General features: G+C 48.3%; 22 protein-coding genes, 1 tRNA gene and 1 riboswitch. Of the genes, 7 read left to right on the top strand and 16 right to left on the bottom strand.

Annotated features, from left to right (window positions below; genetic code table 11):
• Positions 1 to 87 precede the first annotated feature (87 nt).
• The 6 genes from VLX91_09035 to VLX91_09010 form a co-directional block, all read right to left on the bottom strand.
• Entirely contained in the window at positions 88 to 1,788 is a 1,701-nt protein-coding gene (locus VLX91_09035) for a glutamine--tRNA ligase/YqeY domain fusion protein (protein HUI30349.1), read from the bottom strand.
• 5 nt (positions 1,789 to 1,793) lie between these two features.
• Positions 1,794 to 3,236, bottom strand: coding sequence for a glutamate--tRNA ligase (gene gltX, locus VLX91_09030; protein HUI30348.1), 1,443 nt, complete (start codon positions 3,234 to 3,236; stop codon positions 1,794 to 1,796).
• A gap of 105 nt (positions 3,237 to 3,341) precedes the next feature.
• On the bottom strand, positions 3,342 to 4,736 hold the full coding sequence (locus VLX91_09025) for a sigma-54 dependent transcriptional regulator (GenBank protein HUI30347.1): 1,395 nt from the start codon (positions 4,734 to 4,736) through the stop codon (positions 3,342 to 3,344).
• Positions 4,736 to 6,277 carry a response regulator gene (locus VLX91_09020; protein HUI30346.1) on the bottom strand — a complete coding sequence of 514 codons (1,542 nt, stop codon included), beginning with the start codon at positions 6,275 to 6,277 and terminating at the stop codon, positions 4,736 to 4,738. Before VLX91_09020 ends, VLX91_09025 begins: the two co-directional genes overlap by 1 nt.
• A 149-nt stretch (positions 6,278 to 6,426) precedes the next feature.
• Positions 6,427 to 7,545 carry a homoserine O-acetyltransferase gene (gene metX / locus VLX91_09015; GenBank protein HUI30345.1) on the bottom strand — a complete coding sequence of 373 codons (1,119 nt, stop codon included), beginning with the start codon at positions 7,543 to 7,545 and terminating at the stop codon, positions 6,427 to 6,429.
• Between the two features lie 15 nt (positions 7,546 to 7,560).
• Complete coding sequence (locus tag VLX91_09010; GenBank protein HUI30344.1) at positions 7,561 to 8,895, bottom strand: O-acetylhomoserine aminocarboxypropyltransferase/cysteine synthase; 1,335 nt, start codon at positions 8,893 to 8,895, stop codon at positions 7,561 to 7,563.
• 105 nt (positions 8,896 to 9,000) lie between these two features.
• Positions 9,001 to 9,121, bottom strand: a riboswitch (SAM riboswitch).
• Positions 9,122 to 9,271: 150 nt separating this feature from the next.
• Here VLX91_09010 and VLX91_09005 point away from each other — a divergent pair.
• Positions 9,272 to 9,745 (top strand): hypothetical protein, encoded by a 474-nt coding sequence (locus VLX91_09005; protein ID HUI30343.1) that lies wholly within the window; start codon positions 9,272 to 9,274, stop codon positions 9,743 to 9,745.
• A 61-nt stretch (positions 9,746 to 9,806) separates the two neighbouring features.
• Here VLX91_09005 and VLX91_09000 read toward each other — a convergent pair whose 3' ends face one another.
• The 6 genes from VLX91_09000 to VLX91_08975 all read right to left on the bottom strand — a co-directional run bounded on the left by VLX91_09000 (position 9,807) and on the right by VLX91_08975 (position 17,119).
• Positions 9,807 to 12,716, bottom strand: coding sequence for a S8 family serine peptidase (locus VLX91_09000; GenBank protein ID HUI30342.1), 2,910 nt, complete (start codon positions 12,714 to 12,716; stop codon positions 9,807 to 9,809).
• Positions 12,717 to 12,824: 108 nt separating this feature from the next.
• Positions 12,825 to 13,790 carry a DUF6588 family protein gene (locus VLX91_08995; GenBank protein ID HUI30341.1) on the bottom strand — a complete coding sequence of 322 codons (966 nt, stop codon included), beginning with the start codon at positions 13,788 to 13,790 and terminating at the stop codon, positions 12,825 to 12,827.
• A 99-nt stretch (positions 13,791 to 13,889) separates the two neighbouring features.
• Positions 13,890 to 14,528, bottom strand: a complete 639-nt coding sequence (locus VLX91_08990; protein HUI30340.1) for an adenylate kinase — start codon at positions 14,526 to 14,528, stop codon at positions 13,890 to 13,892.
• 155 nt (positions 14,529 to 14,683) lie between these two features.
• Entirely contained in the window at positions 14,684 to 15,817 is a 1,134-nt protein-coding gene (gene rlmN / locus VLX91_08985) for a 23S rRNA (adenine(2503)-C(2))-methyltransferase RlmN (GenBank protein ID HUI30339.1), read from the bottom strand.
• Between the two features lie 82 nt (positions 15,818 to 15,899).
• The gene (locus VLX91_08980) at positions 15,900 to 16,880 is read right to left on the bottom strand and encodes a YpdA family putative bacillithiol disulfide reductase (protein HUI30338.1); all 981 of its coding nucleotides are present in this window, start codon (positions 16,878 to 16,880) and stop codon (positions 15,900 to 15,902) included.
• A gap of 167 nt (positions 16,881 to 17,047) precedes the next feature.
• A tRNA-Thr gene (locus tag VLX91_08975) sits at positions 17,048 to 17,119 on the bottom strand.
• A gap of 203 nt (positions 17,120 to 17,322) precedes the next feature.
• Between VLX91_08975 and VLX91_08970 the strand changes: the two genes are divergently transcribed.
• The 4 genes from VLX91_08970 to VLX91_08955 all read left to right on the top strand — a co-directional run bounded on the left by VLX91_08970 (position 17,323) and on the right by VLX91_08955 (position 19,319).
• Positions 17,323 to 17,457, top strand: coding sequence for a hypothetical protein (locus VLX91_08970; protein HUI30337.1), 135 nt, complete (start codon positions 17,323 to 17,325; stop codon positions 17,455 to 17,457).
• Between the two features lie 24 nt (positions 17,458 to 17,481).
• The gene (locus VLX91_08965; protein ID HUI30336.1) at positions 17,482 to 17,964 is read left to right on the top strand and encodes an MgtC/SapB family protein; all 483 of its coding nucleotides are present in this window, start codon (positions 17,482 to 17,484) and stop codon (positions 17,962 to 17,964) included.
• Between the two features lie 299 nt (positions 17,965 to 18,263).
• Positions 18,264 to 18,824 (top strand): hypothetical protein, encoded by a 561-nt coding sequence (locus VLX91_08960; protein HUI30335.1) that lies wholly within the window; start codon positions 18,264 to 18,266, stop codon positions 18,822 to 18,824.
• A 204-nt stretch (positions 18,825 to 19,028) separates the two neighbouring features.
• A complete protein-coding gene (locus tag VLX91_08955; GenBank protein ID HUI30334.1) occupies positions 19,029 to 19,319 on the top strand; it encodes a muconolactone Delta-isomerase family protein in 291 nt (96 codons plus the stop codon).
• 79 nt (positions 19,320 to 19,398) lie between these two features.
• Here the strand turns inward: VLX91_08955 and VLX91_08950 are convergent, their stop codons facing one another.
• Positions 19,399 to 20,403: a methyltransferase gene (locus VLX91_08950; GenBank protein ID HUI30333.1), complete on the bottom strand. Its 1,005-nt coding sequence runs from the start codon at positions 20,401 to 20,403 to the stop codon at positions 19,399 to 19,401.
• Positions 20,404 to 20,644: 241 nt separating this feature from the next.
• Between VLX91_08950 and VLX91_08945 the strand changes: the two genes are divergently transcribed.
• Both VLX91_08945 and VLX91_08940 read left to right on the top strand, forming a co-directional pair.
• Positions 20,645 to 20,938, top strand: a complete 294-nt coding sequence (locus VLX91_08945) for a hypothetical protein (protein ID HUI30332.1) — start codon at positions 20,645 to 20,647, stop codon at positions 20,936 to 20,938.
• 151 nt (positions 20,939 to 21,089) lie between these two features.
• On the top strand, positions 21,090 to 22,034 hold the full coding sequence (locus VLX91_08940) for a hypothetical protein (GenBank protein ID HUI30331.1): 945 nt from the start codon (positions 21,090 to 21,092) through the stop codon (positions 22,032 to 22,034).
• Positions 22,035 to 22,181: 147 nt separating this feature from the next.
• On the opposite strand, the gene VLX91_08935 is transcribed toward VLX91_08940, so the two are convergent.
• The 3 genes from VLX91_08935 to VLX91_08925 form a co-directional block, all read right to left on the bottom strand.
• The gene (locus tag VLX91_08935; GenBank protein ID HUI30330.1) at positions 22,182 to 22,673 is read right to left on the bottom strand and encodes a hypothetical protein; all 492 of its coding nucleotides are present in this window, start codon (positions 22,671 to 22,673) and stop codon (positions 22,182 to 22,184) included.
• 144 nt (positions 22,674 to 22,817) lie between these two features.
• A complete protein-coding gene (locus VLX91_08930; protein ID HUI30329.1) occupies positions 22,818 to 23,798 on the bottom strand; it encodes a hypothetical protein in 981 nt (326 codons plus the stop codon).
• Between the two features lie 8 nt (positions 23,799 to 23,806).
• The coding region (locus VLX91_08925) for a hypothetical protein (GenBank protein HUI30328.1) at positions 23,807 to 24,751 on the bottom strand (945 nt) is incomplete at its 5' end.

Genomic DNA, 24,751 nt, shown 5'->3' with positions numbered 1-24,751 from the left:
CACCTGACTTTTATTTTCGACGCTATATCTTAGCTAAAATGTGCCACAAAACAAAGTTCATGCTTCATGGTATCGCGCCATGGTCAGCTACGATTTTTCTATCTTCGCCCACGTATCGCGAAGCGTCACTGTGCGATTGAAAATGAGACTCCCGGGGTTCGACGCGTCGTCGACGCAAAAATATCCGAGGCGTTCAAACTGGAAACGATCCTGCGGTTTTGCATTTGCCAAACTCGGCTCCGCCTTGCCGCCTTTCATGACTTCAAGAGAATTCGGATTGATGAAATTCTTCCAATTATCACCCGCAGGTTCTTCAACGTTGAAGAGCCGATCATAAAGACGTGCTTCAACATCTACGGCATGCTGCGCCGAAACCCAATGAATCGTTCCCTTCACTTTCCGCGCACTCGCGGGTGAACCGCTCTTCGTCTCGGGATCGTAGGTGCAATGCACTTCGGTGACCGCCCCTGTCTTCGGATCTTTCGCAACATCGACACATTTGACAATGTAGGCATACCGCAACCTCACTTCCGCGCCGGGAGAGAGCCTGAAATACTTCTTCGGCGGAATCTCGCGGAAATCTTCCTGCTCGATGTAAAGTATTCTCGAAAACGGAGTCTTGCGAGTTCCCATCGACGCGTCTTCGGGATTGTTGACCGCTTCGAGCTCCTCGACTTTCCCGTCGGGGTAGTTATCGATCACAAGCTTAAGAGGGTGCAGCACAGCCATGGCACGCGATGCACGTTTGTTCAAATCGAACCGAAGGCAATCCTCGAGCACCGACACGTCGATGACACTGTCTGCTTTTGAAACTCCGATTCGCTCCGCAAAAAGCCTTATCGATTCCGGAGTATATCCGCGCCGCCTCAACCCAGAAATGGTCGGCATCCTCGGATCATTCCATCCGCCGACATGATTCTCCTGCACGAGCTGGAGAAGTCGCCGCTTACTCATCACCGTATACGTGAGGTTCAGCCGCGCGAATTCAATTTGCCGCGGATGAAAAATCTCGAGCTGTTCCACAAACCAATTATAAAGCGGACGGTGGTCTTCGAATTCCAGAGTGCATATCGAATGTGTAATTCCTTCGATTGAATCGGACTGCCCGTGTGCCCAATCGTACATCGGATAAATACACCACTTATCGCCGGTGCGGTGATGCGCGGCATGCAAAATCCTGTACATCACCGGGTCCCGCATGTTAAGATTTGGCGAGGACATATCTATCTTAGCACGCAGAGTCCTCGAGCCATCGGGAAATTCGCCTGCGCGCATCCGATCGAACAAACTCAGGTTTTCATCGACCGATCGATTCCGACACGGACTGTCCTTTCCCGGCTCCGTAAGCGTACCACGATGCTCGCGAATCTCATCCGCGCTGAGATCGTCCACGTACGCCTTCCCTTTTTTGATCAGCTTAATCGCAAATTCATAAAGTTTATCGAAATAGTCCGAGGCGTAGAATTCCCTATCTTCCCAATCGAATCCAAGCCAGCGCATATCTTCTTTGATCGATTCAACATATTCCACTTCCTCCTTTGTCGGATTTGTATCGTCGAAACGGAGATTGCAAAGCCCCTTGTAGTCCTTCGCAGTTCCGAAATTCAAGCAGATAGATTTCGCATGGCCTATGTGGAGGTAGCCGTTCGGCTCCGGAGGAAATCGCGTATGAACCGTATCGTATTTGCCGAACCTCAGATCTTCATCGATAATGTCGCGGATAAAGTTTCTTTTTTCATGTCCGGCTGCAGGTGCTTTCGCAGATTCTTCGGTTTCTTCGTGTTCCATGATTGCTATTTAATTCTTTCGATTGCAGAATTGAGGCGTCTTAAGGTTTCTTCCTTGCCTAGAATGTAAATAATTTCGTAAACTCCCGGCCCTTCTCCAACTCCAGAAACCGCAAGTCTCAGAGGATGGATCAACTCCCCGTTTCCGACTTTCATCGACTCGGCGGACCGCTTCAAAGCGGCTTCGTAATCTTCCTTTCGTGGGTATTCTAATTTAGAAAACTCGGAGACCAGTTCTCTTAAATAATCCGGCGACTTTGGGTCCCATCTTTTCTTGATCACATCTGGATCGTATTCCTTCGGTGCTTGAAAAAAGTAGGGACTCTTTTCAACGTAATCCTTCACAAACGTGACTCTCTCGCGCATCGCGGCCACCACTCCGCGCAAATACTGATCCTCCAATGGCTGATACCCGGCCGCCGACAGATATTCTTTCAGCATGGCGAGGACCTCATCGTCAGTTTTGCGCCGGAGATGCTGGAAGTTCAACCAATTCAATTTTTCAATATTAAATATTGCACCGGCTTTGTTTACTTTCTCGAGCGAGAATTCCTTTTCGAGTTCCTTTAGAGTAAAAATTTCTCTATCGTCACCGGGATTCCACCCCAGGAGAGCCACGAAATTCGCGAGTGCTTCCGGCAGATATCCTTTCTTCCTGTAATCTTCAACCGCAACATCGCCTTGACGTTTGCTCAGCTTTGATCGATCCGGATTGAGCAGCAAAGGGAGGTGCGCGAAATTCGGCAGCTCCCACCCGAAGAACCGGTAGAGCAGGACATGCTTCGGCGTGCTCGACAGCCATTCCTCCCCTCGAATGACGTGGGAGATCTTCATCAGATGATCGTCAACAACATTAGCGAGATGGTACGTCGGATAGCCGTCGGACTTCAACAAAACCTGATCGTCAATTTGTTCGGGAGAGAATTCCACGTCGCCCCTGACCATATCTGAAAATCTGATGGGCGCGTCATCCGGCACTCTCATTCTAACAACATACGGTTTCCCGGAGGCGAGACTCTCTTCAATCTCTTTTTCTGAAAGGCGAAGGCACGTTCGATCGTACTTCGGCGTCAGCTTCTTCTTCTCCAGTTCTTTTCGCATTTGTTCGAGGCGTTCCGGCGTGCAAAAGCATCGGTATGCCGCTTTCTTTTCGATTAGAGTACTGACGTGGTTCTTGTAGATGTCTAACCGCTCGCTTTGAACGTAAGGACCGAATTCTCCACCGGCGTTTGGTCCCTCGTCATATTCCAGACCGGCCCAGCAAAGCGTATTGATCAAATTTTCAACCGCCCCATCTACGTACCGCGACCTGTCCGTATCTTCGACCCGCAGGACAAACTTGCCGCCGGATCCTTTCGCGAAAAGAAAATTATAAAGCGCAGTTCTTAATCCGCCGACATGCAAATAACCGGTTGGACTCGGCGCAAATCTTACTCGAACGTCATTCATAGCTTCGAACCAAAATAGCATAATGGTGACGCAGATGAAACAGATTTCGACCGATAAATTCACACATGGAGGGATTCGACGATCAATTCAACTATAAGCTGTGAACTAATTCTTCCTTGGTTCGTACTTGATTTTGAGCTGCTGCATTCGGTATCGCAAACGCGATCTTGTCAGTCCCAGGATTTTTGCGGCCTGGATTTGATTTCCCCCTGTGAGATCCAACGTCTGCAAGATAGCCTCTTTCATTATATCGTCCATTCTAATGCCATGGCTGGGGACCGAAACAATCTCTTTGTTGTCCATTATCTTCGAGGAGTTGAAACCTGGATGCATGCTGAGAAAGGCGAGGTGCTCGCGTTTTATTACCGTATCCGTTTCGAGCAGCGCAACTCGTTCAACGGCGTTCTTAAGCTCACGCACATTTCCCGGCCACGGGTATTTTTCAAGGACCTTGATCGCGTCCGGCGTGAAACCTTTTATGGACTTCCCGAATTTTTTATTGAACTCATCAAGAAATGTATTCGCGAGAAGCGCAATGTCTTCTGTTCTCTCACGAAGCGGCGGGACATGAACTTGGGCGATGTTGAGCCGGTAGAAAAGGTCTTCGCGGAATGCACCTTTTTCGACGGCAGTTTTCAAATTCTTATTTGTGGCGGCAATTATCCGCACATCCACCGAAATTTCTTTCGCCCCGCCCAGCCTGTAAAATCTTTTTGTTTCCAGGACACGCAGAAGCTTAACCTGCAGTTCCTGCGTCAGCTCTCCGACTTCATCAAGAAGAATCGTGCCGCGATTGGCAAGCTCGAATTTCCCCTGTCTCATTTTATCCATCGCGCCGGTGAACGCGCCCTTCTCATAACCGAAGAGCTCGCTCTCGGCAAGTTCCTTGGGGATTGCGCCGCAGTTGATTGAAATAAACGGGCCGTCGGACAGATCGCTCTTTTCATGGATCAAGCGTGCGACAAGTTCCTTGCCCGAACCGCTTTCGCCGACTATCAATACAGTCGTGTCGGCGCGGGCAAGCCTTTCCGCGGTGTAGACGACCTTCCGAAGGTTATCGCTTTTGCCGACGATCGCGTACGGCCCGAACTTCTGCTGCATCTCATCTTTGAGAAGCTCATAACGCCGCTCGAGATTTTTCCGGTTTAAAGTCTTATTGATGAGAATCTCAAGCTGTTCCAGATCGAGAGGCTTGAGGACAAAATCTTCAGCACCAAGCTTTATGGCACGTACCGCACTGTTGACATCCGAAAACGCCGTAATAAGAATTACCGGCGTGCTGTTGTTATCGGAGCGAAGTCTTTGAAGTATATCGAGCCCGGTTATCGAGCCTAAATAAAGGTCAAGAAGAACAATATCCGGCTGGAAGTCGGAAATTTGCTGGATGGCTTCTTCGCCCTTGAGAACGGAGAGGACTTCATATCCGCTTCTCGTGAGAACTGCATTCAGGGAATTATTGAGTAGCTCGTCGTCATCGACTATCAGTATTTTGTTTGGCACTACTGATTCTCTCTTCTGAAACGAATCGTGACTGTCGTCCCGAACCCGGGCTGGCTTTCGATACTTAGGCTCGCATCGTTCAATTCCAAGAGGCGGTGGGATATCGACAGGCCCATTCCCGTTGCTCCGTCTTTGGTCGTGTAGAAAGGTTCGACGGCAAGCTTTACCGTATCTTCGTCCATCCCCACACCGGTATCGACGATCTTCAAAACGAGTTCGTTGACATCAGCGCAATCTTCGAGCCTGAAAAGGAGTTTACCTCCATTGGGCATCGCCTCGATGGAGTTCTCGACAATGTTCAGAATTGCATGAAGAAGCTGTGACTTGTCGGCGGCTATCGTATCGTTTGTCTCGCTCTGCTCTATTTCTAAGCTTATCTTCGATTTCTGAAGAGACGTTTTTGCGAGTCCCGAGATTTCCGAAAGCAGCGAGCCTAACCGAAGTTTTGTTTTCGCCGGTGCCTGCGGTTGAGCGAAATTCATAGTTTCGCGCATAACCTTCTCAATGGATTTCACCCCCGATAGAGCGGACTTGGTAAAGTTTTTTTCCGGGAGTTTTTCGTCCAGGCTTTTGTCAAGAAACTGCAGATTGACTGAGATGACGTTCAGCGGATTTCCTATTTCGTGGACGAGTCCGCTCGAAAGTCTTCCGACGGCACGCAACTTATCAAGCATGATGAATCTCTCGAGCCACTCTCTTCGCCTTGTGACGTTCCTGATAATCACGATGTAAAGATTGTCTTCAGTGCCGGTCGACGAACCGCTTATATCGAGGAAAATTTTCGACTTTTCATTTTCATAGGTGCTTTCGAACTGTACCGCCTCCCCACGGGAAATTTTTTCGAACAACAATTCGCCGAAAGGTTTAAGCTCTATCAACGGTTTCTGCGAGAGCCCTTTCTCGCTCAGCTTCAGAATCTTCCTGGCATGGATGTTCGACTCAATCACGATCCCATCGGAACGATTCACCAAGAGTATTCCGTCGTTTGCAGAAATAAAAAGCTGCCGGTACTTTCTTCTCTCGCGTTCGAGTTGAACGTTTCTCTCGACAAGCTTCTGATTCACCGCTTCCAGCTCGGCCATTTTTGCTTCGAGCTTCCTGACAAGAACTTCGCTGTATTCTTTTAAATATTCTTTTTCGGGGATTTCTTTGTGGACAGGGACGCCGGGTGCCGTGGACGGCTCCTTGAAAGTCGAGAGGAGTCTGAGGAGAAGGTCCGGGTCCGCCGTTTTCCTTAAGACATCGATTGCTCCCAGATTTTTCGCAAACTGGATGTCCAGGGAATTAGTATATTCACCGGTCAGAATAATTACCGGAAGATCTTTATGCGCCTCGTCGGCCTTTACAGTCCTGCACAGCACAAAGCCGTCCATTCGGGGCATCAAGGCATCCGTCACGACTGCGTCAAACTCAAGATTTTTTATCAATTCCAGGGCTTCCAGCCCGTCCGATGCAGTATCGACAGAATACCCTTCAGCCCTCAGAACTTCCGCGAGAGCCACGCGATTTTCTACTTCGTCATCGACTAATAGGATATGCATTATTCAATGAGATATTGGAAGGATATTTTAACTATCCTTCGGAAGATTTGCAATTACAGCAAAATCAAAGGTTGAGAATGGTGAAATAAGACACGTAACACGCACTTAACAAGATACCCGCTTATCTTATAACATAACAGCCATGATTTTCAATCTTTCAAAAAATTTTCCACAATTTGATTCATTTTTTCAAACTCGATAAGAAAAGCGTCGTGTCCGTGGATGGACTGAATCTCCGCATACCTGGCGCCGGGAATCAATTCCGACAGGCCGCGTTGTTCCACGGCGGGATAAAGCACGTCGGAACTAATTCCAATGCAAAGCACCTTTGATCTTATCGATCCAAGCACATCACGTAATTTCCCTCTGTCATGAGCGACATCGTGGAAATCCATCGCGTGAGTTATGTATACATAAGTATTTGCATCGAACCGTTCGACCAGTTTGACGCCCTGATAATGGAGATAGCTCTCGACCTGGAAAATATTTTTCAGATCGAAAAAGCCTTTCCCGCCTTCTTCGCCTACCCTGTCGCGCTGGAATCGCATCGTAAAAGACTCGGGACTCCGATAGCTGAGCATTGCTATCATGCGCGCGAGTGCGAGTCCGCGCGAAGGCTGACCATAAGCGTAATAATCGCCGCCGCGGTATGCCGGGTCCGTGAATATTGCCTGACGCGCCACTTCATTTAGTCCGATTCCCCATGCGGTGTGGCTCGCGCCAGTCGCAATCGGAGCCACGCGCTCCACAAAATCAGGATACATGACCGCCCATTCGATAGCCTGCATTCCGCCCATCGACCCGCCGATGATCAGCTGGACCTTTTCGATGCCAAGCCATTCCAAAAGTTTTTTCTGTACGCGGACCATATCGCGTATCGTCGTCAAGGGAAAGGTCGTCCCGTATTCTTTCAAAGTCCGTGGATTGATCGTCGAAGGCCCAGTTGTACCATAACACCCGACAAGGAAATTCGAGCACACGACAAAATATCTTGTCGTATCCAGAGCTTTCCCCGGCCCGATTATTCCTTCCCACCATCCGGGCACCTTGTCATTCTCGGAATTAAGAAATGCCGCGTGAGCGCTTCCCGTCAATGCATGACACACGAGGATGCAGTTGGTCCCTTCGTTGTTCAGCTCCCCGTAAGTTTCAAAGGCGACATCGATCGGACCGAGTTTTGCGCCGACTTCAAAACGGAAAGGTTCGGCTTCAGTATAAAGCCGAACCTTCTGAGTTTTTACGATTGTTCTCGACAGAGTCTCTATCATGCCTTTCCCGGGCAGCTACGCGTGGATAGCTTGCTTGACGGCATCAAGAGCTTCGTCGAAATCAAAGACGATGTCATCAATGTGTTCTATCCCGACGGACACGCGGACCAGATCGGGCGTGACACCGGACAGCAATTGCTCCTGTTCCGAAAGCTGCTGGTGAGTAGTGGTCGCAGGATGTATCGCAAGTGTCTTTGCATCGCCGACATTTGCAAGATGGCTGGTCAGCTTAAGGCTGTTTATGAATTTTCTTCCTGCTTCCAATCCGCCTTTGATTCCGAAGACTATGATTGATCCGAAGAGTCCGTTCCTGAAATACTTCTTTGCGCGCCCGTGGTCCGGATGTTCTTCAAGCCCGGGATAAATTATCCAATCGACCAATGGATGACTCTTCAAATGTTTCGCGAGCTTCAATGCATTTTCGTTATGGCGCTCGACTCGCAGCGAGAGAGTCTCAAGTCCTTGCGTGAACAGGAAGGAATTGAATGGACTGAGGGCCGGGCCAAGGTCACGAAGCCCTTCTACTCTCGCCCGAATGATGAACGCGATATTTCCAAACGGCGACGATGGGCCGAATACTTCATAAAATTTCAACCCGTGATAACCCGGACTTGGCTCGGTAAATATCGGGAAGTTTCCGTTTCCCCAGTCGAATTTTCCCGAGTCCACGATAACTCCGCCGATCGATGTGCCGTGTCCGCCGATCCACTTCGTTGCCGAGTGTACCACGATATCTGCGCCGAAATCAATCGGCCGGCAAATATATCCGCCTGCACCGAAAGTGTTGTCCACAATCAACGGGATCCCCTTCGAATGCGCCAATTTTGCGAGCGCCTCGAAATCGGGGATATTCAACTTGGGATTCCCGATGGTCTCGATATAAAGTGCCTTCGTCTTTTTGTCGATCAACTTTTCAAACGCCGAGACCTCATCTCCTTCAGCGAACTTCACATCGATTCCGAGCCGCGGGAAGGTAACTTTAAATTGGTTGTAAGTTCCGCCGTATAAATTCGATGTCGAAACAATATTCTCACCGGCCTGTGCTATCGTGGATATGGTGAGAAACTGAGCCGCCTGTCCGCTGCTCGTGGCCAGTGCGCCAGCACCTCCTTCTAACGCTGCCATACGCTGCTCGAAGACATCCGTCGTCGGATTCATGATTCGCGTATAGATATTCCCGAATTGCTTAAGCGCAAAAAGGGCGGCCGCGTGTCCTGTGTCATTAAAGACATATGACGTTGTCTGGTAAATCGGAACCGCGCGCGCATTTGTTGTCGGATCCGGTTTCTGACCTGCATGTAGCTGCAGGGTCTCAAAACGATATCTCCTCTCCTTGCCGTTGGTGCTCATTTTATCTCCTCACTTGTATTTTTATTTATTATTCTTAAAGTGTTATTCTAAAAACAAAAAACCTCTTCCTGCTGAGAAAGATTGCAAGAAGAGGTTCTGATTCTTTGCTCATCTTCCCCATTCAGATTATCATGGGCAGGAATTGGCACCGGGCTCCCCGTATAACACGGAGACGGTTGCCAGGGTTTCATAGGGCCTGATCCCTCCACCCTTTCCCGGACAGGAAATCCGGGAAACCGCATATCACACGATGTGAGCGATTAGCGATTCTCGATGAATTAATATCAAATTTTCAAAAGAACTCTTTGAACCAATATAATAATCTTAGACTTAATATCAAGTTTTTTTCATAAAAATCTTGTTGTTATCTTTTTTCATGAAGCTCATCGCATATCTGTGGGGTGGAATGGAACATGCGGCAAATTACGGGGCTGATTGGAGAACTGAAATTGAAGCATGGTTTCCCGACAAGTTGGGCCATGGTGCGTTTAATCCAGTGAGAGAAAGCGAAGTTTTCCTCAAGTCAAGACATCCCGGAGTAGATTTCCGCAGTACAAAGTCGGGTGACATCGAGCTGCATCGTCGAATAGCGAAGGAGATCGTCAGATTTGACTGCCGCGAAATAATTCTACGATCCGATTACCTCATTTGCTATTACGATGAGAGTGCTCAACAAGGTGGCGGTACAAAAGGGGAATTAACCGTTGCTGCCGCATTCGGGAAGCCCGTTTACTTAGTAACCGGCATGAAGGTGGAAAATATACCAAGCTGGATAATCGGTTGCGCAGACGAGATTTTCAAAGACTTCGGCACACTCAAGAATTTTCTTCTGAAAAAATTTTCAGTCTAAGCAAGCTTTACCGCACCAGTTACTTAACTGGAAATCCTGAAGCCTGCCTTCGGAAATATTCTTACTTCAGCACCACCATTTTTCTTGTCTGGACGTATGTTTGCGCTCTCGACACCGCGGTGAGTCGAACGAAATAAATTCCGCTTGCCAAACTGTTTGCGGAAAATGTCAATGCGTGATTATATCCTGCTTGATAATCATGGTCAGTCAACGTTGCAACTTTCTCGCCGATGACGTTATAAACGTCCACCGTGACTCTCGAATCAGCGGAAAGATCAAATGTAATGTTCGTCGTGGGATTAAACGGATTAGGATAATTTTGATTCAATCTGGTGAACTTCGGAACAGCGGGCGTTGGAGTGACATTGGCTGGAATCCCATATAGTTCTCTCGCGACATTGACCGCTTTCCTGAGATCTTGCAAGCCTTCACCCGCGACAAGGGCAAAAACCAATTTCGCATTCGAGTTCGGCTGTATGGATACAGGGCCGCCCGAGACGACCATGGAAATATCTGCCGGCCCGACGGAGGTGATTCCCGTCTGACCTGAAAGTGCATCCCACTTTCTCGCTTTGTTGAAACCTACATAAGTGCCCGTGTTCTGATCTGCATTATCGATCGCTGTGAACGTCGGACTCGCTCCGTCAATCAGAGCACACCCGGTGTAAGTTTTGGGAGTGCCATCCATGTTATATGCGTATCCGAGCTGATAATTTCCATCGTACTTAACAATGTTGTTTGCTCCTTCAAGTCCTATATCCCAGTCGAGAAATAGCCCGGCATAAAAATTATTGATCGCGGCCGATTTCAGATTATGAATAGTGTATTCCAGGATTATGAAGTTTCCTGTAGAATCTCTTTTATATGAATAAGTATGCAATGAAACATCTATACCAACTCGATTGGAAGCGGCACCGCTGTCGTTAAAAGCCGTCGTGGCTTCCTGATCAGCCGTAACTCCCGGTGTTTTTACTTCGACCATTCCATCCGGATTGAAGTCCGCAGACTCTACCTGGCCGGAGGAATCGCGAGCAACATCCACCTCCTTTGTGGCCGACGTGCCGGCCATGAACGCACCTTCAAACAGGAGGCTGTCACTGTCCGGCAGATAAATGAATCCAACGCCTTCAGCATCGTTCGGGAAATCATTGAAACCGATATTTCCGCGAGCAGTAATTGTTGTCGCAATATTGTTAACGGTTAGCTGGTTAAACGTCGGATCAAACAATGCCGTGAATCCTTTGTAGTCGCTATAGCTGCCATCATTTATAAGTACCAAGAATTGAGCAACGTGACCGGTGGGCACGCCGTTCTTTATCTTGAAGCTCAATGGGCTGTTTCTCAAATCATAAGTCCCCTTAGTCGCGAGCGCACCGATCGTTGCACTTCCATTAACGATTGTGACGTAAGGATCGCTGGTCGTCAAGGTCACCTGCAGATTTGATGTCGGGGCAAGCCAATCGGTGAGAGTTCCAAAGACCTGAATTGTTTCTCCATCGGACAAAGTTCCATCGTTATTGCCTCCTGCAGAATCACTGAGCATGATGTCGCTGAATAAGACGCCCGGCGAAGTCACAGTCAATGCCCGATAAGCATTAACCCTTCCAAAACCCAAAAGATGAACATAAGTAGAATTGATGGCGTCTATGTTATCTGCACTGACGCGTACCTGTTCCATGACCTGCTGCGGCGTGTACTCAGGGTGCTGGCTCACGACAAGTGCCGCCACGCCTGCGGCACACGGAGATGCCATCGACGTTCCGCTTTCCAACTGGTATGAGTTTGTCCCCCAGGTTGAGATGATATCGAGTCCCGGGGCTGACACGGAAACATTATAACTGTAATTAGTGAAGTAGGTGGCGTTGTCGTTCTCATCTGTTGCCGCAACGGACAAAACATTGTCATAATATGCAGGAGTCTCGAATTCATCCGAGTGGTCGTTGCCAGCGGCGACAACGACAAGCGCACCCTCCTGAGTGGCTTGATTGATTACATCTTGTTCATATTGCACATAACCGACTCCGCCCCAGCTGCAGTTGATCACCCGGGCCCCCTTGTCGGCCGCATAAATTATTCCTTCAAAGCCGTAGATTATGTATGGATCTCCTGACGACGGATCAGTCATGTCGGCACGAGATGTTTTGACTGCCATTATTTTGCATTTCGGTGCCGTGCCTGCAATTCCTATGTGGTTGTTTGTGACGGCGGCGGCTATCCCCGCTACGTGTGTGCCATGTTCGCTGGGCGGAGGGAAATCCTCGGCAGGATTGCTGTCACCAAACCCGTTGTTGCCGCCGAAATCCCAACCGATGGAGTCGGCGGACGTATCGCTCTGCCAGTTGAGGTTATGCCAGATATTTCCATACAAATCAGGATGCATCCAGTTGACGCCGATATCCACAATGGCGATCGATACTGTTGGATCGCCCTGCGTAATATTCCACGCTTGGTAGGCCTGAATATTGGTCAGGGCATACTGCTGCGAACGCAGCGAATCATTCGGTGTGACTTCAGTCTTTGTAACTTTATAAATATAATGCGGCTCGGCGTAAATGATATCGGGATTCTTCAACAGCGATTGTGCCACCATAGCGGGTGTGACTGTGCCTGAGTAATTTAGAAAATAAATGTTGCTCAACGGCTCGGAGGATTTTTCCAATCTTATCCTAGGTGCTCTTGCCAGCGATTGCACGGATTGCGGATTGGCTTCTCTCAATATTTTCCCCTCGAGCTCCGGGACCTTCAGTAATTCCTGGATGCTTGCCACAACTCCCGGTTTCAATTTGACGACAACCACTCCCGGCAAAGCTAATTTTTCAGGATAAATGCCGCTCCCCCGTCGATTGATCGCTGCATTGCTTGCCTTTGCTCTTGCATAGACGTTATGGTTGTATGCCATCGCCACGATTAAGAGGAAAGGAATAACAAAGACTCCTCTGCCCATTTTTCCTAACTGCAATCTTCTAAACAAGAGACCTCTCCTTTCATGTAGTCACATGTCGATCCATGATACTATTCAACAAACGAAAAGGGCTGAAAGGTTCAACGACCAGACAGCCCAGGCAGCGACGAATGGAATTTAAATAGCTATTCCCAGTCCTGCCGTCACGGCGCTCACTGCACCGACACTGTAATCCACATTTATGTTGAAAGGCAGGAGACCTAAGTTCAAACCGATGAGTGCTCTGAATTTATTTTTGCCGGTCACCGAAAATGAGATCGGGATCGTCTCCGCGGTCTGGCCGGGAGGAGTGAAAGTGTAATTCAAATTGACTTTCGAATTCTCAAACTGAAGTCCGCCGTAGACGGTGAGAATCGCCAGTGTCTTGCTCACTTCTACATTTGCAGCAAATGTGGAAAGTTTAAATAAGTTATTCCCTGCCGTGTCCTTTATCGAGAAGTTCTGGAAACCAAGCTGCACCGCTATGTCGATCGGAATCAAAGGTATGTACTGACTGACATTGTGTCTCAATCCGAACCCGAACAACTGCACCTTGCCGTAACTCGCGAGTTTCATTGAGGGAAGATACCTGACCAGTACGTCCGTCCCGAAAAGACTTCCCAGACCGACCTGAGGTATCGGCAGCAAAGCAATACTTGTGTTGATCAGCCCACCAATAGTCGGATCGCTGTGAGTGACCCTGGTATGGAGAACCGGGTCAGTATAGGTTTCTTGAATTGTCCCTGCATTTTTGCTTCCAAAGATGGTCGGAGCGTTTATTACCGTATCATGGCTTGGAACCATTCCTAGTAGCGGGATATAAACCGAGTCATCGAAGCCCATACTAAACGACTTGTCCGAGCTTGGCACCAAAGCACCGCCGACCTGTACTCCGACATAAAAGCTCAGCCCGAACGGGAGAATCCCGCCGACCTTTGCCGTATGAAAAAGGCCGGAATTCATATCCATCCCGACCGCATTGACCACAGGAGTTACGTACGCCTGTCCATAAGGCCGCCACACTTTTGCGAGATTGCCGCCTAAATCCTGTGCATTAGCAAGCCCTGAAATCACAAACAATACCGATAAAATTGCCTTACACATTTTTCCTCCTTGTCCATGGACGGACCGATTTTTTGAAAAGTTAACCTGATCCAGAAACAATTTCGTGTGAACTAAATCAACAATTACAGGCCGAAACCGTCAACCTATCGCCAGTTTGAGGCGACCCGTAACTTCTTCAATTTCGCCAATGCCGTCGACTTCAACAAGCATTTTCTTTGTGCCATAATAATTTTTAACGGGTCTTGTTTGGTTTTGATAAACCTCAAATCGTCTTTCGATTGTCTCACGCTTATCGTCGTCGCGCTGATATATTTCCCCTCCGCATTTCGTGCACTTCGAATCACTGAGTTTATCGACAAGGAGGTTGAAAATCGATCCGCAATTTCTGCAGACTCTTCGGGAAGTCAGGCGGTTCATCAGGACTTCCTTATCGACTTCCATGCTCATCACCCTGTCGATTTTAATTTTCATTTTATCAAAAACCTTGTCCAGCGCTTCCGCCTGCGGAAGCGTCCGTGGAAAGCCGTCCAGTATGAAGCCGTTCTTCGCGTCGCGTTCTCTCAATCTGTCGTGGATGATCCCGATGACGACGTCGTCCGGTACGAGTTCGCCCCGATCCATGAAAGCCTTTGCTTTCTTGCCGAGTTCGGTGCCGCGGGAAACAGCTTCTCGAAGTATGTCCCCGGTCGCGATATGGACGATCTTCAAATCTTTGGAAAGAATTTTTGCCTGTGTTCCTTTCCCGACTCCCGGGGGTCCGAACAAAATAATCCTCATGTAGTTGTCCTTAAATTTTCAGAATTGAATATGCTTAATAAAAATAAACGATATCGCCAAGAGCTTCGCTGATCGTATCTTTCGAGAATCGTTGCTTCAAAGGGATCCTTGGACTTTCAAGGTAGTACATAACTTATGGCTTTATTTGGGTGCGGCTAAGCCGCTTTGTGGCTTCGAATATTCTTCGCAGCGAGCTGACCGCACGCGCCGTTGATATCTTCGCCGGCGTTGGAACGCACGAACGCTGTGATCCCGTTCTCGCGAAGCCTGTTCGCAAACTCTTCGATACGACCGCTTGGTCTTAGTTTAAGCGATAAGGGATCAACCTTCAAGCCCAGCCTGCTCAGGTGGTCGAGCGGATGGTAACGCAGAAGATTTACCTTCAGCGGAATGTCCCGCGAAAGTTTGATGAGCCTTTCCGCATCTGTATCGGTGTCGTTCAGCCCGTCAAAGAGTATGTATTCAAAAGTAATCCTGTCGCGTCTGGCGCGGGCAAATTCCTTTGCGGCGGAAAGAAGTCTCTCGAGTTTATACTTTTTGTTTATCGGCATCAAGAAGGTTCTGACCTCGTCGACCAGGCTATGGAGTGAAATCGCAAGCCGGAATTTTATCGGTTCGGCCGCCAGCAATGGAATTTTGTCCACAACTCCCGCCGTCGAAACGGTGATTCCCTTTGCCCTGATGTTCATAGACCTATCGTCGGTCAAAACCCTTATCGCGTTCAGTACGGCTTCATGGTTCAACAACGGTTCGCCCATCCCCATGAAAACAACATTTGTAATTCGCTTTTTCGTGTGCCGCTGGCCGATGACCACCTGCGATATAATTTCGCCGACAGTAAGATTCCTCATGAACTTCATCGAGCCCGTTGCGCAGAACGTACAATCAAGTGCACAGCCGACTTGAGTTGAAACACAAATGGTCTGTCTGGGGGCACCCTGGTCGTCCGGGGATTTTTCCTTCGGAATCAATACAGTCTCAACTTTACCTCCATCCGCTAGACGCAAAAGAAATTTCGTTGTACCATCAAGTCCGGATTCTTCGGCACCGATGATCTCCGGATATTTTATTTCGGCGATTTCCGACAGCTTTGAACGAAGCGATTTCGTAAAATCCGTTATCCGGTCGAAACTTTCAACCTGTTTCTTATAAAGCCAGCCAAAAATCTGCCTGCCGCGATATGGCGGCTCGCCAATTCCCGTGAAGAATTCTTCGAGCTCTTTTTCAGTCTTACCGAATAGATTTGTCTTTCTTAGATCGCAGGGAGTTGTTCCTGAAAAATTAGTCATTGGAGAAAATATCATTAACCATTATTTCATGGGAACCTACGGAGCTCGGCGGTTCTGCTCAGACTCTTTTTTATGCACAGCATCATTTCATCAAGCTCCTGGCTATCACTTTTCCGTGTTCCCTGCCGTTCTCAATGAAGATTTTATTGCAATCATAACCTGCCACTATCGAGCCTGCGACGAAGATCCCTTTTACGTTCGACTCGAAAGTGGATGGATCATGATTCGGAACACCCGTCTTTTCATCCACTTCAATTCCAACCTCTCTGAGGAAATTCACCGCCGGATGATAACCAGTCAACACATACACGAAATCACTCGCGATTTCATGCCGCGTTCCATCCTGCTCGATAATGATTTTATCAGGCTTTATTTCCGCCACTCGAGAGTTGAAATACGCTGAGATCACGCCACTTTTTATTCGGTTCTCGATATCCGGCAAGACCCAATACTTCACACCCTTGCCGAACCATTCTCTGCGATGAATCAACGTAACATTGACGTCATGCCTATGCAGGTCCAAAGCTGCCTCCACCGCGCTATTATTCCCACCGATTACGATAACTTTTTCGCCGAAGTGGATGCCAGGCTCTTTGTAATAATGTGAGACGCTGGGAAGATTTTCGCCGGGCACATTTAACATATTCGGATTGTCGTAGAAGCCGGTCGCCACGATAATCCTATCCGCCGAAATAAAATTAAGCTGCGAAGAGATTTCATTTTTGATTTCTATTGTGAAGCAAGCAGAGTCATCACGCGATCTGCAAATAGAAATAACTCTCGAGCTAAACCGGAATTCGATTCCGAAAAACTTTGCGGTCCGGGAATAGTAGTTCACCGCCTCGACGCGTGTCGGGTGCGGCGAGCCCGCCACGAACGGGATTCCACCAATCTCGAGAAGCTCCGCGGTCGAAAAGAAGGTCATGTTTGTCGGGAAATTTTGAATCGAATTAACAATGGCGCCTTTATCAAGAACGAGGACGGAAAAATTTTTCCCCTTCGCTTCGATTGCGGCAGAGAGACCGGCAGGTCCTGCACCGATGACAACCACATCATACTTCATTTAACACCCGATGATAAACTCTAAATTCTAATCCGGAAATTCCGCACAGATTCAAAACTCAGGACATAAAATCACAAACGAAAGCTCTCTGCACCTTGGTTATTAATCGTCAGAGAGTGTTTGGGATTTGGAATTCAACGCGTATTGTTTCTTCTTTCTATCTGTTGAGCTGAAGGTGGGATTCGAACCCACGACCTGCGGTTTACGAAACCGCTGCTCTACCGCTGAGCTACTCCAGCATATGTCAATTCATTTCATTCTCACCGTAAGGCGTCTTTCGGGCGCTTCCGATGCCGCGAAATTCACCGAATTGGAATCATCCTGATCCTGTTCGAGAACCGGAAGCTTTGAATGATTTAAATTGCGGTAACAAAATACAAAACCGACGTACATCATGCAATCAATTGTGGATACACTGTTTTGAATCGAGATCGTAGCAGAGATGAAATCTCAGTTCGCTTCTCCTGCAGTTGGGACCTGTACCACGAACGAGCTGAAATATTTCCACTTGAGACTTCTCAAAGGCGGATCTCTGATGGAAGTTCATCTCTATCACAGATTTACTATTGGAATTTGAGCCTTGAAATTTTATAATTGATCTATGCTTACGTTAGGTGAGATGCTCATTAGATTCGGAGCGGCCATTCTATTAGGTCTCCTCATCGGATTGGAGCGTGAATCGATCGGCAAGGAAGCGGGCGTGCGAACCGACATGCTGGTTGCGGCTGGCGCAGCCATATTTTCCATAGTCGGGCTTTCGCTGCCTTACATAGTAGCTGTAGGCAATCTATCCGACGTGGTAGCCAGAAACAGCGGATTCCTTGCTGTCATCGCGAACGTGGTCGTAGGCATCGGGTTTCTCGGTGCGGGGATAATAGTGAAGCGAGGAGTCCACGTGCGCGGTGTGACGACAGCTGCCACGGTTTGGTTCGTTGCTGCAGTCGGGGTTCTTTGCGGTGTCGGGCTCCTGGGATTTGCTGCAATCGCAACAGGTTCAGTGGTAGTTCTTCTATTGATACTCAGAAGATTGAACTTCCCGCTTTTGATTGAGAGAGCGGAGGAAAAAGAGAAGGAGCACACGTAGGAGATCCGCTGCTATTTCGATGTGATCGATAGCTTGCGGTATTGCCTTTCTCTGACCGTCCTTTCTTTCATCATTTTTCCGGTAATCAATGAAAACCCGAATACCCAGTTATCCCTGAGGAATAACGCCGAGGCACCGTTCAACATATTTGCACTTCTCGAAAACAGGGAATAAATTTGGAAGTCAAATGGGCACATAATAACACATGAAAAGTGTAATACTTCTTTTGTGCACCACTGGAGGTAATAACGTAAACATAATCATAGCGGTCATGCGACATTCGCTTAGGAGGTAAGAAAATGAATGCAGACGTAGACAATCTTTCAAATGAAATACTCGAGTTTTGTCTTAACCGCGCTCCCGCAATGAAGGGAATGGACTTTGATCTTGTTCATCATTTTGCAAATCAACTTGCAGATGGCGACCCATCCACTCTGGGATCCGTGGAGGCTGGACGACAGGCAGTTGAACCGGCAATTGCAGAGCTCTGCAAAGACAGCTATCTTCACAAATATGGAAATAATTATAGATTGACCGGCGCAGGCAGAGTTTTTGCGAAACGTCATGGATATGATGGTCTTGCTGAGCGGCAAGATGAAGAACGAGACCTTTCACAAATGGTGAGTCGCTCTGTAATTGGAACGAGTCGGTTTGTAAAAATATCGGGCGTGGCAAGTGTTCTTGTAGCCCTCTTTGCCGTCCTGGTTGCGTGGATCAAAGCACCCCGACCAAGTGAGATAATACTGTATCAGCAAACGCCGACAATGCAGCAATCACAGTCAAGCTCAAAACCAGACACCACACGTCAAATGTTATTTCATCAAGCTTTACCAAATCAACAGCAGAAAGCGCACCCATGATCTCCTTGATATTTCTTTTCCCGTATAGGTTGTGAAGGTCGCATAAGATGCGGAAAAAGGTCGCTTCCCGATCGGGAGCATATCGGGACAGGCTACCATGGTTCGCTTTATGCCGCGCTCATGGGAACAATGTAGATGCATGGCGGGACTTCTCTCTGGCGGACGTAGTATCAGTCTTAGGAATAAAGCAAGCCTTGTAAACTTATGAAGATTTTGGCTCTCGAAAAGGAAGTTGAAGGAATTCCGGACAGTTCATTTACGGATCAGCTATTGAAAAAGGAAGCTGAACATGCGTGGGAGCTTCATCAAGCGGGAGTCATAAGGGAATTGTACTTCCGAACGGATCGAGTTTCAGCCGTGCTGATCCTCGAATGTGCGAGTGCAGATCAAGCTCAATCCATCCTATCAACTTTACCCCTAGTGAAAGAAGGACTGATCGACTTTGAGATTATACCACTGAAGGCATATACGGGATTTCAGCGCCTCTTTCAATAGTGACATTGCATGCCTCGCGTAGACGAACGCCTAATAGCGCGAACCACGACCTTCGATTATTATTTGTGATGGAACGCAATCACGATGGCTTCGTCCCGATCATCAGGTCTGCTCCCATGTTAGTGTTCGTTCTACGCACCTTCCTGAATCCGGCTTCCTCCATCCATCCGCGCACCTCCGATTCGGTGTAAGTATCGCCTTCGGTCGTGCCGACCAGCATGTTCAATGAGAAGTACGCGCCCGCTGCAGGTGACGTCCGATCATTGTTCATCATGTAATCTGAAACGACCAGCCTCCCGCCGGCATTCAACGCTTCGAACGCCTTGTGGAATAGCTCCCTGTTCGTTCGTGCGGAGTTGCTGTGGATGATCGCCGACATGAACACGAGATCGAAATTCTTCCCGAGAGCGTCAACGGTGTAATCACCCGCGACAACGGATACCAAATCCCCGAGATCCTCCATTTCAATGTAGCCCCGCGTGAGAGGTACTACACCGGGCAGATCGAAGACCGTCGCGGTGAGCTCTCTCTTTGCGCGGACGAATGCAAATGAAAACGCTCCCGAGCCGCCGCCGACATCGAGGACGTGGCTGACACCTTTTAGGTCGATCAGCTTCACAATCGGAGAGGCCTGGTGTTTCGCCCTCATGTGCATCGCCGCTATGAAAGCTTCCAGCCACTCTGCACCGCTCGCCGGTTCTCGCCCGGCCGCACGCGTACCACGACGAATAACTCCGGTCAGCTGGCTCCAAGTATTCCAGAGATGAACCTGATGCATTAGCCCCCCTAAATAGTTGGGCTTTCCGCGAACGAGGAAACGGGACGAAAGCGGAGTATTTGAGAACGAGCCTGCTTTCTTCTGCAGATATCCTGAAGCGCAAAGTGCATTCAGAAGTCTGTCGGTCGCTCTTGGATTTGTTCCTGCCAGTCTTGCGATCTCTTCCGACGGCCTCGGTTCATCACCGATGATAGTAAAGAGGCCGAGCTCATACGCCGTAAGGAGAACGCGAGCCTCGCGAAAAGCGTAGACAGAATCGGTGATTTTCTGAGAGGAAGGTTTTGTGGTACGAAAATTTTTCTTCATGATTCTAAAACACGGATCCTTTTTTCAACTTACAGATTCATTTGGGCAAAATCAATTTGCCTTCTCAGGTATGCGTTACTCTAAATACGGCGGCAGGAACAGAGAGATCTGACAGTAAATATTGCGTATCGTCTTCCAGAGAGACACCTCGGCTTACTCCTGGAAATTGAACTCACGGAGATCAAATAGGGTTCACTATTGAAGCACCTGTTCACAAAAAAAGCAGGGAGAAACAAAAGAGATGATCATCGTACACGATATTTTCGTCTGCAAACCGGGTAACGCTTCCAGAGTGGCAAAGATGTTCAAAGAGGCCATGGCGCCAAACCCGTACGCAGTAAGCGTCATGACCGACGTGACCGGTCAATACCACCGTGTCATCATGGTGTCACAATACGAAAGCCTGGCCGAATTTGAAAAGGAGATGGAGTCAATGAAGAACCCGAGCAAGGAAATGCAGGAAGCCATGAAGAAGATGGAAGGTTTTCAGGACATGTATGTTTCGGGAAGCCGTGAAATTTACAGGACGTGGTGAAAACAATCTTCACCGCTTTGCGTATCCCTGAATTTAAAGTGGCCTAAGTTGCCCAAGGAGAATCCCGTCCCGACAGGACAAGCTGAGTAAATGAATCTCTCTTAACTTTCCATTGGAACCTATTCTTAATGCGATTGTTAGAAATTATGCAATGAAAATTTCCCTGGCCAAACCATTCCGTCTCCCGCAAGAGTTGAGACGTCTCCTCCTTTTCGGCGCGATCGTGACACTGCTGTCTCCCGCACCCTCGTCAGCGTGCGCTTGCGGATGCAGTGTCTTCTCCGTTGGAGCGAGATGGATGATGGCAACTTCCGAGGGACTTCGGGCTTTCCTGACTTACGACTATATGGATCAATACGACAATTGGAACGGCTGGCATAGTGTCGCACCGGATCTAAATGACGATCGGCTGATCAGATCGGGCTTCTACACACTCGGCGTGCAGGACATGTTGAGCCGCGATTGGGGAATCATCATCGAAGCTCCCGTTTGGAACCGCTACTTTGAAACAACAGACGACGGAGGAGGCCTGGCTTCCGTCAAACACATTTCGCCTGCCGACGTTCGCGTGATGGGGATGTACACCGGCATCTCCGAAGACATGTCCACCGCCATCCAGTTTGGACTGAAGCTTCCAACCGGTCCTTTCAACCAATCCCTGCTGGACAGAGACACACAGATCGGAAGCGGGACCACCGATCTGCTCCTCGGCGCATACCAGATGAGACAGCTCGACACGTGGGGATGGTTCGGCCAGGTACTCTGGGAACATGCGTTCAATTATCGGGATGAATACAGACCCGGAGACAGCTTCGATGTAACCGTCGGAGTCCACTACGACAACCTTCAGCAGACTTACAGGATCGTTCCGATGCTGCAGCTTGAAGCTTCAATTCGCAGCTCGGACAGCGGGCCGTCTGCCGACCCGGCGAACACAGGTTATGACAGGATTTACATTTCTCCGGGTATCGAAGCAAACCTGTTCCAGGGAATACAGTTGTACGCAAACTTGAGAATCCCCTTGTTCACTCACGTGACGGGATACCAGCTTGTCGCTCCTGCGTTGTTCGAAGTGACCCTGGGCTATTCATTGTAGATTTGACTTCCAGGGCTGACTTCCTCTCAATCTATGTGAGAGCATTCCTGCCAATCTCTCTCATGAAAAAGAGGGCATCATGGAATCCGCCAAAATAAAAAAGCCCCGCACCAATGACGGGGCCTGTGACACAACCACAAATAAATCTTAGAACGACCAATTGATGATCGGGAACACCGGCATAAATCCGCCGGTCTTGATAATGTTTATGAGTCCTATCTGAATCCCTTTCATGCTCCCGGCATTGTTGATGAAGCCGAGCTGGAGGCCGCTCACATGTCCTCCATAATTATAGAAGCCATATTGCACCCCGTGCACGTCTCCATCGCTCAGGTTAATGAACCCGCCCTGGAGGCCGAAGAAATCTCCGTCGTTTGAGTTTACGAATCCCCACTGCAGTCCGGAAACGCCGCCAGAACCGACCCCGTTGACCAGTCCCCAATCAAGTCCGGCGATGCCTGCGTTCTTGCCGTATATAAGGTCTATTCGCAGGCCTGTTACCGTATGGCTTTCCGAAAATATCTGGACCGGATTGAACAAGGCGATGTTGATCGGGACGCTTTGAGCCGCGCCGGTGGATGGGAGAACGATTGCGGCAAAAGTAATCGCAAGAATTGCTTGCATGATCTTTGCTTTCATGGAACACTCCTTTTGTTGGTGATGTATTAATATAAGGTTTCCTGGTACACTCCGCAACGTCATGGGGATGGATCGGTAGAGATGTCTGCCCGCCTCGCTGTCAACTTGCGGAGCAGATCTCTCATGATTTTGACTTATGACCTTCTACTTCTTACCTCTTCCTTCCGGCAACTTGTCTATTAAATACTCTGCATTATACTTCAACAGCGCATAAGCCTTGCTTGTCATGATCGGATTCTGTTTCCTATCCTCAAGCTTCTTGCTCAGACTATTCAACAGTTCTACTTCCATCACAAATATCTGCAAATCCCTTCTTGCCTTCACGGAATCTTTCTTAGCGAGATCATCCCTCGCCTTACCTAATCTCTTATCCAATACACTGACTATTCCGTTATTCCAATCATGGTCGAAGTCCCAGTCATTAGCTGGATTCCATTTGCCAAACTTTTCGAAGTCCCCTTTCTTGTACCAGTCTCTGCCGTTCATTATTTCGTCACAGTCTTGCTTGTGAGTCTTGTCCTCCTTCAGCCAGCCGAGTGTGACGGATTGATGCTTGTAGGAAATGAGGGTGTCCAGGAAATCAAGAGGAACAAATGGCGACGGTGGATTGACTGGCCCAATTGTTTTGCCGACAATACCGGGTCCGTATGGCGTGAGGTCATCGTAGCCGGGGATGCTTTCTTCTTCTACATCTCCTGGCCAGGCTGGTGGAGGAGCATATCCTTCAGAATAATAATCGATAACCCCGGGGAGTCCGTTAGCATCGAATTGAAAACCCGAAAGACTTTTTCCAGGAAGGATTTCATTTCCACCCGGGGTCCCCCATCGCAACTCAACAATACTATTCTCTTCAGGCAAACCCAACTTCCATCTTGCGGGGTTGTGACTGTGGGTGATGTTAATCCTTGGAACTCTTGAAATTATATAGAACTGCCATACTTTTTGTTGACTTTGTGGCAAACTGGTTACAATATATGAGTACCGCAATTGAGCGCTGGAATCCCGTTGCGTCGTTGCTGTGACAATTACTTTGATTTTATTGCCCGGCTCAAAAGTCTGTGAAAACAAAGGAGATGCATTCGAGCATAACCATAAAATAATTCCAACAATTCTAATCTTATCCATTACTCACCTCACTGAAATGTTAAATGAAAATGATGATTGGAAGTGGTTTTGTCTTCGTCAACTACTGTTCCATATTTGTTGATTTTAAAGAAATCGCGCAACCATTGTGATGAAATGAGATCGCCGTCGGTACTTGTTATTCGCATATCAGTATTCTTCCCTTCTCTATGAAATTGATGCGGCGTGTTCCAGTTTGCCTTATAATCAAATGGTCCCCCGTTAATCAAGCTCATATCATTGTACTGCAAGACCCAGGATGAATCAGCATACGCAGAATCGGCCAACTCTTTCAACCTCGATATCGTAGTCGACGTTCCGTAATGATTTATCTCATGGGTAGAAGTCCTTCCGACAAGAACGTAGTGATCTCCCTCAGTTAGTTCTTGCAAACCCGGGAACTGCAGCAGAATCGTTGCAGTTGAAATATCTCTGGCGGTTTTCCCCTTTACGAAAATCGAATCCACTCCTCCGAAGCCGCTACAAATATAAGCATAGGTCGCTTTCCCGTCGCCGTTCGTACTTCCTTGAAAAGTCGCTAGGGTGTCATTGTTCGGCGTTACGAACTTTCCTGTCGGCCGATTTGTGTTATGGTCATGCCCACCGGAATTTGGACGAACAAACGCACTTAGTGTAAATGGATAGTCAGGCACTGGATTATTCTCGATGTCGGTCACAGTAACAGTGACATCGGTTGTGTTCCTCTTTGTCCAATCTATAACTCTCGCATTTGGTTTGCCGGTATTATCATCGTCCCCGAGCGGCGTCAAAGTTGAGTCTGCGGCCGTGACTTTTATTTCCACATTTTTTATCTCCACCCATCCGATGCCGTAATCGCCCTGATAAAAAGAAACTTTCTTGCGATTACCTGAATTCGCTATCGACGACGATGATTTCACCGGAGAACTCTTGCTCTTTATATTAGCAGATTTGTTTTGTCTCAATTGCAGCTGAGG

It is taken from the genome of Candidatus Acidiferrales bacterium, from assembly GCA_035515795.1.
Classification (GTDB): domain Bacteria; phylum Bacteroidota; class Ignavibacteria; order Kryptoniales; family JAKASW01; genus JAKASW01.
This window is presented reverse-complemented; position numbering and strand designations above follow the sequence as displayed.